General features: G+C 67.0%; 13 protein-coding genes. 10 read left to right on the top strand and 3 right to left on the bottom strand.

The genetic code is table 11. The features are described 5' to 3' along the window. The first annotated feature begins 9 nt into the window (after nt 1–9). The 7 genes from IY716_RS04965 (at nt 10) to IY716_RS04935 (ending at nt 7,805) form a co-directional block, all read left to right on the top strand. Nucleotides 10–1,113: an ABC transporter ATP-binding protein gene (locus IY716_RS04965; protein WP_218220469.1), complete on the top strand. Its 1,104-nt coding sequence runs from the start codon at nt 10–12 to the stop codon at nt 1,111–1,113. After that, a complete protein-coding gene (locus IY716_RS04960) occupies nt 1,110–2,162 on the top strand; it encodes an ABC transporter ATP-binding protein (protein ID WP_218220468.1) in 1,053 nt (350 codons plus the stop codon). The genes IY716_RS04965 and IY716_RS04960 overlap by 4 nt, the downstream gene beginning before the upstream one ends. A 262-nt stretch (nt 2,163–2,424) precedes the next feature. Continuing rightward, a complete protein-coding gene (gene typA, locus IY716_RS04955; RefSeq protein WP_218220467.1) occupies nt 2,425–4,371 on the top strand; it encodes a translational GTPase TypA in 1,947 nt (648 codons plus the stop codon). Further along, entirely contained in the window at nt 4,371–4,847 is a 477-nt protein-coding gene (locus IY716_RS04950; protein WP_218220466.1) for a hypothetical protein, read from the top strand. The genes typA and IY716_RS04950 overlap by 1 nt, the downstream gene beginning before the upstream one ends. A gap of 37 nt (nt 4,848–4,884) precedes the next feature. Then, nucleotides 4,885–5,205 (top strand): ferredoxin, encoded by a 321-nt coding sequence (gene fdxA, locus IY716_RS04945; protein WP_218220465.1) that lies wholly within the window; start codon nt 4,885–4,887, stop codon nt 5,203–5,205. Nucleotides 5,206–5,241: 36 nt separating this feature from the next. Further along, entirely contained in the window at nt 5,242–6,411 is a 1,170-nt protein-coding gene (gene dapC, locus IY716_RS04940; protein WP_218220464.1) for a succinyldiaminopimelate transaminase, read from the top strand. Nucleotides 6,412–6,521: 110 nt separating this feature from the next. Further along, a complete protein-coding gene (locus IY716_RS04935; protein WP_192590976.1) occupies nt 6,522–7,805 on the top strand; it encodes a citrate synthase in 1,284 nt (427 codons plus the stop codon). Between the two features lie 157 nt (nt 7,806–7,962). Here the strand turns inward: IY716_RS04935 and IY716_RS04930 are convergent, their stop codons facing one another. Next, nucleotides 7,963–9,027: a hypothetical protein gene (locus IY716_RS04930; RefSeq protein ID WP_218220463.1), complete on the bottom strand. Its 1,065-nt coding sequence runs from the start codon at nt 9,025–9,027 to the stop codon at nt 7,963–7,965. A gap of 23 nt (nt 9,028–9,050) precedes the next feature. Further along, nucleotides 9,051–10,004 (bottom strand): 2,3,4,5-tetrahydropyridine-2,6-dicarboxylate N-succinyltransferase, encoded by a 954-nt coding sequence (gene dapD, locus IY716_RS04925; RefSeq protein ID WP_218220462.1) that lies wholly within the window; start codon nt 10,002–10,004, stop codon nt 9,051–9,053. Nucleotides 10,005–10,081: 77 nt separating this feature from the next. Here dapD and dapE point away from each other — a divergent pair, with 77 nt between their 5' ends. From dapE to IY716_RS04910, 3 genes are read left to right on the top strand one after another with little or no spacing between them, the layout of a single operon-like run. Continuing rightward, entirely contained in the window at nt 10,082–11,221 is a 1,140-nt protein-coding gene (gene dapE, locus IY716_RS04920) for a succinyl-diaminopimelate desuccinylase (RefSeq protein ID WP_218220461.1), read from the top strand. 9 nt (nt 11,222–11,230) lie between these two features. Then, complete coding sequence (locus IY716_RS04915) at nt 11,231–11,977, top strand: SDR family oxidoreductase (protein WP_218220460.1); 747 nt, start codon at nt 11,231–11,233, stop codon at nt 11,975–11,977. A gap of 7 nt (nt 11,978–11,984) precedes the next feature. Further along, nucleotides 11,985–12,431, top strand: a complete 447-nt coding sequence (locus IY716_RS04910; protein ID WP_369699593.1) for a GNAT family acetyltransferase — start codon at nt 11,985–11,987, stop codon at nt 12,429–12,431. Between the two features lie 3 nt (nt 12,432–12,434). Here IY716_RS04910 and IY716_RS04905 read toward each other — a convergent pair whose 3' ends face one another. Continuing rightward, nucleotides 12,435–13,100, bottom strand: a complete 666-nt coding sequence (locus IY716_RS04905; protein WP_369699592.1) for a TIGR00730 family Rossman fold protein — start codon at nt 13,098–13,100, stop codon at nt 12,435–12,437. Nucleotides 13,101–13,154 lie beyond the last annotated feature (54 nt).

Raw genomic sequence — 13,154 nt, 5'->3', positions numbered from 1 at the left:
CTGGATCTCATGACTGAATCCCAGACCTCGACCCGCATCGCCCCCGGCACCCGCCCCGGCGACGCCCCGTTGCTGGAGGTCAAGGACCTGCACGTGGAGTTTCGCACCAAGGCTGGCGTCGCGGAGGCGATCAACGGGTTGAACTTCACCCTGCACGCCGGCGAGACGCTGGCCATCCTCGGCGAGTCCGGCTCGGGGAAGTCCGTGACGGCACAGACCATCATGGGCATCCTGGACATGCCCCCGGGGCGGATCGCCGGTGGCGAGATCCGCTACCGCGGCGATGACCTGCTCACCATGAGTGAGGAGTCCAGGCGCAGGCTGCGCGGGGGCAAGATCGCCATGATCTTCCAGGACGCGCTCTCCGCGCTGAACCCCGTCATGCCGGTGGGCTGGCAGATCGCCGAGATGTTCCGCGTCCACCACGGCATGAAGCGCAAGGAGGCCAGGGTCAAGGCCGTGGAGATGATGACCCGAGTGGGCATCCCCGCGGCCGAGGAGCGTGCAGGGGATTACCCGCATCAGTTCTCCGGCGGCATGCGCCAGCGCATCATGATCGCCATGGCCATCGCCCTGGACCCGGATGTGCTGATCGCCGATGAGCCCACCACGGCCCTGGACGTCACGGTGCAGGCCCAGGTCATGCGACTGCTGAAGGACCTGCAGAAAGAGTTCAACATGGGACTCATTCTGATCACCCATGACCTCGGCGTGGTCGCCGACGTCGCGGACAAGATCGCGGTGATGTATTCCGGTCGTGTGATGGAGGCCGCGGACGTCTATGAGATCTACGGCAAGCCGGGACACCCCTACACCCAGGGTCTGCTGTCCTCGATCCCGCGGATCGACGACGAGGGCGGACGCCTGCGCGCTATACCGGGGCTGCCGCCGTCGTTGACTGACCTGCCCTCAGGTTGCCCGTTCAGCCCGCGCTGCGAATTCGCCACCGACCGGTGCCGGACCGAGCGTCCCGAGCTGCGACTGATCGCCGAGGGGCATCTCTCGGCCTGCCACTATGCCGAGGACGTCTACGCCGGCACCGCCACACGCACGCAGCGCCCGTCACCCACGGGCGCCGGCATGATCCCCGTCTCCGAGGAGGCACCAGAATGAGTCTCTCAGTACCCGCTGCGGCGGATCCGTTCGCGGACAAGAAGTCCGTGCTCCAGGTCGATGGCCTGGTCAAGCACTTCCCGATCACCCAGGGCATCGTGTTCCAGCGCAAGGTCGGCGCCGTCAAGGCGGTGGACGGCGTCAGCTTCAACCTGCGTGAGGGCGAGACGCTGGGCATCGTCGGGGAGTCCGGCTGTGGCAAGTCCACGCTGGCGAAGCTGCTGATGCGGCTGGAGGAGCCCGACGCCGGCAGCGTCAAGTTCCGCGGAGAGGACTTCCTCTCCGTCAAGGGAGATGAGCTGCGCCGACTGCGGCGCAAGATCCAGATCATCTTCCAGGACCCCTACACCTCACTGAACCCGCGAATGTCGGTGGGAGACATCATCGCCGAGCCGTTCAAGCTGCACCCGGAGGAGAAGCCCAAGCAGGGCATCCGCAACCGGGTGAAGGAGCTGCTGGACCTGGTGGGGCTGAACCCGGAGCACATCAACCGCTACCCGCACCAGTTCTCCGGCGGCCAGCGCCAGCGCATCGGGATCGCCCGCGGCCTCGCGCTGAACCCGGATGTCATCATCTGCGATGAGCCGGTCTCCGCACTGGATGTCTCAGTGCAGGCGCAGGTGATGAACCTGCTCGATGATCTGCAGAAGCAGTTCGGGCTCAGCTACATCTTCATCGCCCACGATCTCTCAGTGGTCCGGCACATCTCGGACCGGGTGGGTGTCATGTATCTGGGCAAGCTCGCCGAACTGGGCACGCAGGAGGAGATCTACAACGCTCCCGCCCACCCCTATACCCAGGCGCTGCTCTCCGCCGTGCCGCTCCCGGATCCCACGCTGCGCGGCGAGCGCGAACAGATCGTGCTCCAGGGGGACCCGCCGAACCCGGCGAACCCACCCTCGGGCTGCCGCTTCCGCACGCGCTGCTGGAAGGCCACGGAGATCTGCGCCACCCAGGAGCCCGAGCTGATCTCACGCGGTCGGATCACCCAGGCGGCCGCCTGCCACCACGCGGCGCCGAACGAGCGAGTGGCCCCTGCGCACCACTAGAACCGAGCCCTGATCTCCCTGGTGCAGCACGGCCAGGGCCCCTCATCCGCGAGACCGGTGATGCAACTCATTGCCGGTCTCGCGGTGTCAGGCCGTACACTTGAATGGTGTGGTCGCGACACAGCCGCGTTGCTGTGCGCTCTGACCCACCCGAATCCACACTGAAGAACACTGTTGAACCACGACGTGACGCGGACGAGTCAGCCCATGACGCTGACGTCCACGAAGTCACATCTCCTCTATGGAAGGCGTTGCCCCACTTATGACCACTGCCGCCGCTCGCGCACTTGCAGGCACTGACGAGCGCCAGGATCTGCGCAACGTCGCCATCGTCGCCCACGTCGACCACGGCAAGACCACGCTGGTCGATGCCATGCTCACCCAGACCAAGTCTGTCGGTGGCCACGGCGATCTCGAGGACCGGGTCATGGACTCCGGTGAGCTCGAGAAGGAGAAGGGCATCACGATCCTGGCCAAGAACACCACCGTGTTCTACTCGGGCCCCGCCGCCAAGGAGCGCGCGGGCACCGATGAGGTCACCATCAGCGTCATCGACACCCCCGGTCACGCCGACTTCGGCGGCGAGGTCGAGCGCGGCCTCTCCATGGTCGACGGAGTGGTCCTGCTGGTGGACGCCTCCGAGGGCCCGCTGCCGCAGACCCGCTTCGTGCTGCGCAAGGCACTGAATGCTCAGCTTCCTGTGATCCTGGTCGTCAACAAGACCGACCGCCCCGATGCACGCATCGACGGCGTCGTTTCCGACACCATGGACCTGCTGCTGGGCCTGGCCTCCGACGTCGCCGAGGAGAACCCCGAGCTGGACCTCGACTCCGTGCTGGACGTGCCCGTGGTCTTCGCCTCCGGCAAGGCGGGCCGCGCCTCCAAGACCCAGCCCGCCGACGGCGGACTGCCCGACAGCGAGGACCTCGAGCCGCTGTTCGACACCATCCTCGAGCACGTCCCCGCCCCCAAGTACGACGCCGAAGAGGTCCTCCAGGCCCACGTCACGAACCTGGACGCCTCGCCGTTCCTGGGTCGTCTGGCCCTGCTGCGCATCTTCAACGGCACGCTGAAGAAGAACCAGCAGGTCGCCTGGGCCCGCAAGGACGGCTCGCTGAAGACCGTCAAGATCACCGAGCTGCTCGCCACCAAGGGCCTGGAGCGCGTCTCCGCTGACTCCGCCGGACCCGGCGAGATCGTCGCCGTCGCCGGCATCTCCGACATCATGATCGGTGAGACCCTGACGGACCTGGACAACCCCAAGCCGCTGCCGAACATCGTCGTGGACGATCCCGCGATCTCCATGACCATCGGCATCAACACCTCTCCGATGGCCGGCCGCGTCAAGGGCGCCAAGGTCACCGCCCGCCAGGTGAAGGATCGCCTGGACAAGGAGCTCATCGGCAACGTCTCGCTCAAGGTGTTCCCCACCGAGCGTCCGGACACCTGGGAGGTCCAGGGTCGTGGTGAGCTCGCGCTTGCCATCCTGGTCGAGCAGATGCGCCGCGAAGGCTTCGAGCTGACCGTGGGCAAGCCGCAGGTCGTCACCCGGGAGATCGACGGCAAGCTGCATGAGCCGATGGAGAACATGACCATCGATGCCCCTGACGAGTTCATGGGCGCGATCACCCAGCTCATGGCTGCTCGCAAGGGCACGATGGTCACGATGACCAACAACGGCACCGGCTGGATCCGCATGGAGTTCCTGGTGCCGGCTCGAGGGCTCATCGGCTTCCGCACCAAGTTCCTCACCGACACCCGCGGCGCCGGCATCGCCTCCTCCTATGCGGCCGGCTACGAGCCCTGGAAGGGTGAGATCGAGTACCGCGTCTCCGGTTCGCTGATCTCCGACCGCACCGGCACCGCGACTCCGTTCGCGATGATCAACCTGCAGGAGCGCGGCACGTTCTTCGTGGACCCGCAGGAAGAGGTCTACGAGGGCATGGTCGTCGGCGAGAACGCTCGCCACGACGACATGGAGGTCAACATCACGAAGGAGAAGAAGCTCACCAATATGCGTGCAGCGTCTGCTGACTCCTTCGAAGGTCTGACCCCGCCCACCAAGCTGACCCTCGAGGAGTCCCTCGAGTTCGCCAATGAGGACGAGTGCGTGGAGGTCACCCCGCACTCCATCCGCATCCGCAAGGTCATCCTGAACTCTTCGGAGCGCATGAAGGAAACTCGTAAGAAGAAGAGCGCGGCACAGTAGTGTCCGCGGCGCAGGACACCGGGCATCCCGAGACCCCCGCGCGGCGACGCCGCTCCCTCAGCCCAGTGCTGATGGGAGTCTGCTTCTCCGCCGGGGTGGTCCTCGGGATCCTGGGCACCGTCCTGCACGGCAACATCCTGGTGCTCGGTTCCACCGAGACCGGCACGGTCATCCCCTGGGGTGCGCTGCTGGCGCTCGTGATGTGCCTGATGGCGCAGCTCTGGGCGGGGCTGAAGAGCGGGTCCCTGGCCGAACCTATGGTCATGGGCGTGACCACCTTCACGGTGGCCACCATCGCCTACCTCTGGCCCGGCCCCGATCAGCTGGTGGTCCCTTACAGCCCCGAGGCCATGGAGCTGCTTCCCGGCCCCACCCTGGCCTCGTTGATCTGGTGGCTGGGCGCAGCCGTGGTGACCCTGCTCGCAATGGTCCTGGTCAAGTGGATCGTTGTGCGGGACCGCGCCTCATCTCGGTAGACTCTAAGCACGCACTCGTAGAAAGACTGAGGAGTCCATGACGTACATCATCGCCCTTCCTTGCGTGGATCTGAAGGACAAGGCCTGCATCGATGAATGTCCTGTGGACTGCATCTATGAAGGTGACCGGATGCTCTACATCCACCCGGATGAGTGTGTCGACTGCGGCGCCTGCGAACCTGTCTGCCCCGTGGAGGCCATCTATTACGAGGACGACACCCCGGAGCAGTGGTCCGAGTACTACCGCGCCAACGTCGAGTTCTTCGACGACATCGGCTCGCCCGGCGGCGCCGCAAAGGTCGGACTGATCCCGAAGGATCACGAGATCGTCGCCGCCCTGCCCGTCCAAGAGCACTGACCATCCACCCCACCGGCCACCTCCGCGAAGGAAGCCATGCTCACTCTTCCTGAGTATCCCTGGGACGCGATGGCTCCCTATCTGGAGCAGGCCCGGGCTCACCCCGACGGTGCCGTGAACCTCTCCATCGGCACGCCGGTGGACCCCACGCCCGAGGTCATCCGGCAGGCCCTCGCCGGGGCTGCGGATGCACCGGGCTATCCCACGACCCACGGCACGCTCGCGCTGCGCGAGTCCATCTCCGGGTGGTTCGCCCGCCGTCGCCGGGTGCCGGATCTCGACCCCGAGCACGTCCTGCCCACGGTGGGATCCAAGGAGCTTGTGGCGTGGCTTCCCACCCTTCTCGGACTCGGCGCCAGAGCTGGAGCTGGAGCCGCCGACGTCGTGCTGCGCCCGCTGGTCGCCTATCCCACCTATGACATCGGCGCACAGATCGCCGGGGCGACGCCGATCGCCACCGATGACCCGTTCAGCCTCGACGAGGAGACGCTACAGCGGGTCAAGCTGATCTGGATCAACTCTCCGTCGAACCCCACCGGCGCGGTCGCCAGTCTCGAGTGGATGCGCTCGGTGGTAGCCCTGGCACGACGGATCGGTGCCGTGGTGGCCTCCGACGAGTGTTACGCCGAACTTCCCTGGGAGGTGGAGGGGGACGACGTCCCCTCGATCCTGGACCCCCGGGTCTGCGGCACGGATCCCGAGACCGGTGCCAGCGATCACCGCGGGCTGCTCGCGGTCTACTCCGCCTCCAAGCAGTCGAACCTCGCCGGGTACCGAGCAGCGTTCGCCGCCGGCTGCCCGGAGCTGATCGCCGGTCTGGTCAACACTCGCAAACACGCCGGCATGATCGTTCCGGCCCCGATCCAGGCCGCTTTGGCCGCCGCACTGGACGACGACGCCCACGTGAATGCTCAGCGCGAGGTCTACCGTCGGCGTCGAGAACTGATGGTGCCGGCACTGCAGGCCGCCGGGCTGCAGATCGAAGACTCCCACGCCGGGCTGTACCTGTGGTGCCGCTCCGCGACGACTGATCCCGCGCGGGCCACCGCCGAGGAGACCTGGGCCCTGGTGCGCGCCATGGCGGAGCGGGGAATCGTCGTCGGCCCTGGGGTGTTCTATGGCGAGCGCGGCAACGGCTACATCCGCGTGGCGCTGACCGCCACGGATGAACGGATCGTCGCTGCAGTTGCTCGACTGATGGGTTGACCGGCGTAGGTTACACCCAAATCCGTGAACCAGGACACAACTGGCAACCGGCCGTGACCTCACGGTAGGTTTGTCATGATGTCCCCCGAGTGTGTCTGATAAGGAGACCCATGACTGAGCAGACTCCTGCCCGCCTGAGCTACCAGGGGGGCGATCTGGAACTTCCCGTGCAGTCCTCAGTCGAGGGCAACGACGGCCTCGATATTGCTCCGCTGTTGAAGACCACCGGTGCGGTCACCTATGACCCCGGGTTCATGAACACCGCAAACGCCAAGTCCGCGATCACGTACATCGATGGCGATGAGGGCATTCTGCGCTACCGCGGATACCCGATCGAGCAGCTCGCGGAGCACTCCAGCTTCCTCGAGGTCTCCTACCTGCTGATCTACGGCGAGCTGCCCACTCAGACGCAGCTGACGGACTTCGACCAGGTCACTCGGCGCCACACCCTGCTGCACGAGGAGCTGCGTGACTTCTTCGGCGGATTCCCGCGCGATGCGCACCCGATGCCGGTGCTGTCCTCGGCGGTCTCCGCGCTGTCCACCTACTACCCGGACTCGCTGGATCCCTTCGACAAGGACCACGTGGAGCGCTCGACCTACCGGATGCTCGCGAAGGTGCCCACCATCGCGTCCTATGCCTATAAGAAGTCCATCGGACAGCCGATGCTCTACCCGGACAACAACCTCACGCTCACCGAGAACTTCCTGCGTGGCTGCTTCGGCGTACCCGCAGAGCAGTACGAGCTGGACCCGGACATCGTGAAGGCCCTGGACACGCTGCTGATCCTGCACGCGGACCATGAGCAGAACTGCTCCACCTCCACCGTGCGCCTGGTCGGCTCCTCGCAGGCGAACCTCTTCGCCTCGGTCTCCGCCGGCATCAACGCCCTCTACGGCCCCGCCCACGGCGGCGCCAACGAGGCCGTGCTGAAGATGCTGCGCCAGATCCAGTCCGGCGACGTCAGCCCGGAGGCCTTCATGGAGAAGGTTAAGAACAAGGAGGACGGCGTCCGGCTCATGGGCTTCGGACACCGCGTGTACAAGAACTACGACCCGCGTGCCCGCGTGGTCAAGGGTCTCGCCGATGACCTGCTCGCCAAGCTCGGCGGCGATGACGAGCTCTTCGACATCGCCCAGCGACTGGAGCAGAAGGCCCTGGAGGACGACTACTTCATCGAGCGCAAGCTCTACCCGAACGTGGACTTCTACACCGGGCTGATCTACAAGGCGATGGGCTTCCCGGAGAAGATGTTCACCGTGCTCTTCGCGCTCGGTCGGCTTCCCGGCTGGATCGCTCAGTGGCGCGAGATGATCGAGGATCCCTCCACCAAGATCGGCCGGCCTCGCCAGATCTACATCGGCGAGCCCGAGCGCAACTACCCAGGAGTCTGACCTCTTCCCCTTTTCGTTGAGCGGCGGATTCTCCGACCAGTTGAGTGCCTTCTAGGCCCTAACTACCCGGAGATTCCGCCGCTCAACGCGTGTGGGGCGTCAACGCGTGTGGGGCGTCAACGCGTGTGGGGCGTCAACGCGTGTGGGGGCGCCGCGCTCACTCGCGGGAGAAGCCGATCTCGACGGCGTCGTCGCTGACCTTATCCACGCGCTCCCAGCGTCCGGTGTCGCGCTGCCACTCGTGCGTTCCCGCGTGCACCGACTGCACGCCGTAGGTCTCTGCCGCCGCCACCGCCCACTGTGCCACCAGCCAGAGCGGGTCCCCGCGCTCGGCGGAGTCTCCATCGACCGGATCGTGGACCCCTGCGTCGGGGCCCACGTCCGCGATCGACACGCTCATCGAGCTGTTCTCTCCGGAGCCTTCGACGGCGATGGCCTCCTCGCCGAGCAGGTTCGGCAGCGTGGCCTGCAGCTCTTGGCTGAGGCCCTCCGCGTCGGGTCCGGGAACGTCGATCTGGCTGAGCTGGCAGGTCATCCCCAACGGCTGCATGCCGGTCAGCGGACGAGCGAAGGCACGCGCAAGCTCACCATGCTGCGGGTAGAAGCTGGAGTTGTGCGGACGGCTCAGCGCTTCGGCAGCCTCGTCCAGACCCAGCTCAGCGGACCACTGCGCCTCCGAGGCGCCCTCCCCGCGGCTGCTGTTCGAGAGCTCCTGATAGAACTCGTCCGCGGTCCGCGGCGTGGGATTCGAAGCGTCCACGGCATCCCACTGGGCACCGCCGGCGGCGAAGAGGATCGGCGCCGGCGCCTCGGCGGCCTCGTTCTCGCCGCTCTCCTCCGCGCCGGCATCTTCTGCGCCGCCACCGTTCTCGGCGCCCGCCTCCTCAGGATCTGCGCGGTTCTCCAGATCCGTCTCCTGCAGCGAGATCGCCAGCGCATCGATCGCTGCCTGCACCGGCATGTCCCGATCAGCGGCACCGGCGGCAAGATGGGCGGCAGAGTAGGTCTGCGCAGGAGTGAGCCGGTGCTCGGTCTCACCCACCGTCACCTGGCAGCGCTCATCGAGGAGGTATTCGTTCTCCTCGATGAACTGCCAGGCCCCGTATCCGGTGGCGGCGACGACGGCGGCGACCACCGTGATCGCCATGACCGCCCGGGCGCGGCGGCGACGCCGGTGGGCCTTGCGCGTGACGGCGATGGGAGGATCAGCTCGCGGGCTCATCAGGACCTCTCTGTGCTCTCTGCTCAGTTCTTGTGCAGAGCCGCATTGAGCTCCACCTTCTGGCCCTTGCGGGGGACTGCCTGCACCGCGCCGGTGACCGAATCCCGCCGGAAGAGCAGATTCGGCACGCCGCTGAGCGCGGAGGCCTTCACGGTGTCCTCCACGCTGCGGTCATCGCCGAGCACCGAGACCTTCGTGCCAGCTGTGACATAGAGGCCTGCCTCGACCACGCAGTCATCGCCGATCGAGATGCCCACACCGGAGTTCGCGCCCAGCAGGACCCGCTCGCCGAGGGTGATCTTCTCCTTGCCGCCGCCGGAGAGAGTGCCCATGATCGAGGCGCCGCCGCCGATGTCGGTGCCGTCGCCGACCACGACTCCTGCTGAGATGCGTCCTTCCACCATGGAGGTGCCCAGCGTGCCGGCGTTGAAGTTCACGAAGCCCTCGTGCATGACGGTGGTGCCCTCAGCCAGGTGCGCACCCAGCCGGACGCGATCGGCGTCGCCGATGCGCACGCCGGACGGCGTCACATAGTCGACCAGGCGGGGGAACTTGTCGATGGAGTAGACGCTGACGTGGCCGCGGGCGCGCAGGCGCAGCCGCGTGGTCTCGAACCCGGCCACCGCGCAGGGGCCGAAATTCGTCCACACCACGTTGCTCAGATGGCCGAAGATGCCGTCCAGGTTGATGGTCCGCGGCTTCACGAGCCGGTGCGAGAGCAGGTGCAGACGCAGCCACACATCCGAGGCAGAGGTCGCCTCAGCATCGAGGTCCGACTCGACAGAGACCAGCTGGATTCTCACCCCGCGGTCAGCGTCCTCGCCAGTGGCGGCCTGCAGGGCGGCGGTGAGTGCGGCGTCGTCGTTCTCGCTCAGCGGGGACAGAACGGGGTTCGGGAACCAGGTGTCCAGGACAGTTCCGTCGGCGGTCACGCTGGCAAGACCATGGCCAGATGCAATTCGGGATTCAGTGCTCATGGCCTCCATCCTACTTTTTCCCGCTGACCGCGGGTCCGACGGCGCCGCCCCGCGCGTTCCCCGCCTAGGCTGGAGACATGGATATCCGTGCCCAGCTCTCCGGCGACGTCGCCGTGCTCACCGAGGCGATCATTGCCTGCGAATCCGTCTCTGGAAACGAAAAGGCCTTGGCCGATGCCGTGGAGTCCGCCCTGACCGGGCTCAGCGGCCTGAGCCTGCACCGCGACGGCGACACCATCATTGCGCGCACCGACACCGGCGCGGGACAGCGGATCATCCTCGCCGGGCACCTCGACACGGTGCCGCTGCCGACCACGGAGGGGTCCCGCGGGACGGTCCCGCCGCGCTGGGAGGACGAGCAGGGCGAGGACGTCCTCTACGGCCGCGGCGCCACGGACATGAAGGGCGGAGTGGCGGTGCAGCTGAAGCTAGCCGACGACGTCGCGGCTCACCTGGACGCCGGGGGATCCCTGGATCGGGACATCACCTGGGTCTTCTACGACCACGAGGAGGTCGAGGCCAGCAGATCCGGACTCGGCCGGGTGCTGGCCAGCGTCCCCGAGCTGCTCGATGCTGATTTCGCTGTGCTGCTGGAACCCACCCACGGGGTAGTGGAGGGCGGATGCAACGGCACCTGTCGCTTCGAGGTGACCATCCCCGGGGTCGCCGCGCACTCCGGCCGCGCCTGGATGGGGACGAACGCGATCCACGATGCCGCCGGGCTGCTGGGCGTCCTGCGGGATTACGCGCCGCAGACCATCGGTGTGGAGGGGCTGGACTACCGCGAGGGGCTCAACGCAGTGCGGATCCACGGGGGAGTGGCCGGAAACGTCATCCCGGATTCCACCGTGGTGGAGATCAACTATCGCTTCGCCCCGGACAAGACCGAGGAGCAGGCCCACGCCCACGTCTACGAGGTGCTCTCCGGTGCGGGCATCACCCGGGATCAGGTGCGGATCACCGACAGCTCCGCAGCCGCTCGTCCGGGACTGGATCATCCCGCCGCGAAGGCGTTCGTCTCCGCGGTGGGTGGGGAGCCGATGCCCAAGTACGGATGGACCGACGTGGCCCGGTTCTCCGCCAGGGGAGTGCCTGCGGTGAACTTCGGCCCCGGCGACCCGCTGCTGGCGCACACCGACGACGAACACGTCAGCGCCGACGCGCTGCGGGCCTGTCACCAGGCGCTGCACCGCTGGCTGATGGGCGGCGTCCTCTAAGCTGAATCCATGACCGAACAGTCCAGCCCCGTCGCCGCGTCCACCCAGTCCTCCAGCTTCAAATCAGCACGGCCGGTCGCGCTGATCACCGGCGCGTCCCGAGGGATCGGCAAGGCCATCGCGGAGGAGCTGGGCCGGGAGCACCACATCCTGGTCGGCGGCACCAACCCGGAGACTGTGAACGCCGTGGTGCAGGCCCTGCCAAGCGCGGAGCCGTTCCTGGTCGATCTCACGGACCTCGACGCGATCGCCCCGGCGCTGGAGGCCGCGGGACTCAGCCGGCTGGACGTGCTGGTCCACTCCGCCGGACTGGCCTGGATGAACACGGTCGCAGAGACCTCCCCGGCGCAGTTCCAACAGATGTTCACCGTCAACGTCTTCGCCGTGGCCGAGCTGACCCGTGCCGCACTTCCGCTGCTGCGCGAGTCCTACGGCCAGGTGCTGAGCATCAACTCCGGGGCCGGGTACACCGCCGGGCCGGGCAGCTCCATGTACTCCGGCACCAAGTTCGCGCTGCGCGCGATGACCGACGCGCTGCGTGAAGAGGAGCGCGGGCGCGTCAAGGTGACCTCGATCCACCCCGGCCGCGTGGACACCGACATGCAGGTGGCCCTGCAGGAATCCATGGGGAACGAGAACTACGACGGCGGCATCTACATCTCCCCGCGAGCCATCGCCGAGGCGGCGCGCACCGTGGTCGACATGGAGGACGCCTCCATGGTCGAGACCCTCTCGATCCGACCCGTGCAGAAGTAGCGCCGGCGTGAGTGAGCAGGACTCGCTGAACGGGCCGGTCGAGATCATCGACCTTCCCAACGACCTGGTGGACGCCGCCGTCGTCCTCTGGCAACAGGTCGGCCTGACCAGACCCTGGAACGATCCGCACGAGGACTGTCGGCGCGCGCTCGCCGGAGCCGAGTCCACGGTGCTCGCGGCAGTGGACGCCCGCCACCGGCTGCTCGGCACGGTGATGCTGGGCCAGGACGGGCATCGGGGCTGGATCTACTACACCGCGGTGGAGAAGTCGCTGCAGGGTGGTGGGATCGGCAAGCGTCTGCTGGCCGCGGCGGAGGACTGGCTGCGCGCTCGCGGCGTTCCCAAACTCATGCTGATGGTGCGTCAGGAGAACGCGGAGGTCCAGGAGTTCTATCGGGGCCTGGGCTACACGGATCAGGACACCGTCGTGCTGGGGCGGTGGCTGAATTCCTGACCGTCAGATCGCAGGAGTCCAGGCGCGAAGCGCAGTGATCAGGTCCTGCGGATCCGCGCTGATGACCAGGGCGTCGCGGCGCGCGGGGGACATGAACCCCTCGGCCACCATGTGCTCGACCATTCTCAGCAGCGGGTCCCAGAACCCCTTCACGTTGTAGAGCCCGACGGGCTTGGCGTGCAGGCCGAGATACTGCCAGGTCCATACCTCGAAGAACTCCTCGAGCGTTCCCATACCTCCGGGCAGGGCGATGAATCCGTCCCCCAGCTCGGCCATCCGAGACTTGCGGGTGTGCATGTCTGGGACCAGCTCCAGCGACGTCAGACCCTGGTGGGCCACCTCCCGGTCCATCAGCACCTCAGGGATGACGCCGTGCACCTCGCCGCCGGCCCCCAATGCTGCATCAGCGAGGTGTCCCATCAGCCCGACCATGGCGCCGCCATAGACCACGCTGATCCCGACGGCTGCCAGCGCGGAGCCGAGCTCTCTGGTTTCTGTCGTGTACTCCGGGTCGGTTCCTGAGGCGGACCCGGTGAAGACGGTCAGGCTGCTGAACGCGGCTTGGGACGCGGGGGCACGCGGAGGAGTGCCTGCAGAGGCATCTGCCGGAGTGCCTGCGAGGATGTGTGCTGGGGTGCTTGCTGGGGTGCTTGATGGATCGTGGCTCACGAGGAGATGATGTCACAGCGCCCGTCGGCGTATCCGCCTCGGGATTTCCCAGCG

Source organism: Nesterenkonia sp. Act20 (assembly GCF_019173455.1).
Lineage (GTDB): Bacteria > Actinomycetota > Actinomycetes > Actinomycetales > Micrococcaceae > Nesterenkonia.
This window is presented reverse-complemented; position numbering and strand designations above follow the sequence as displayed.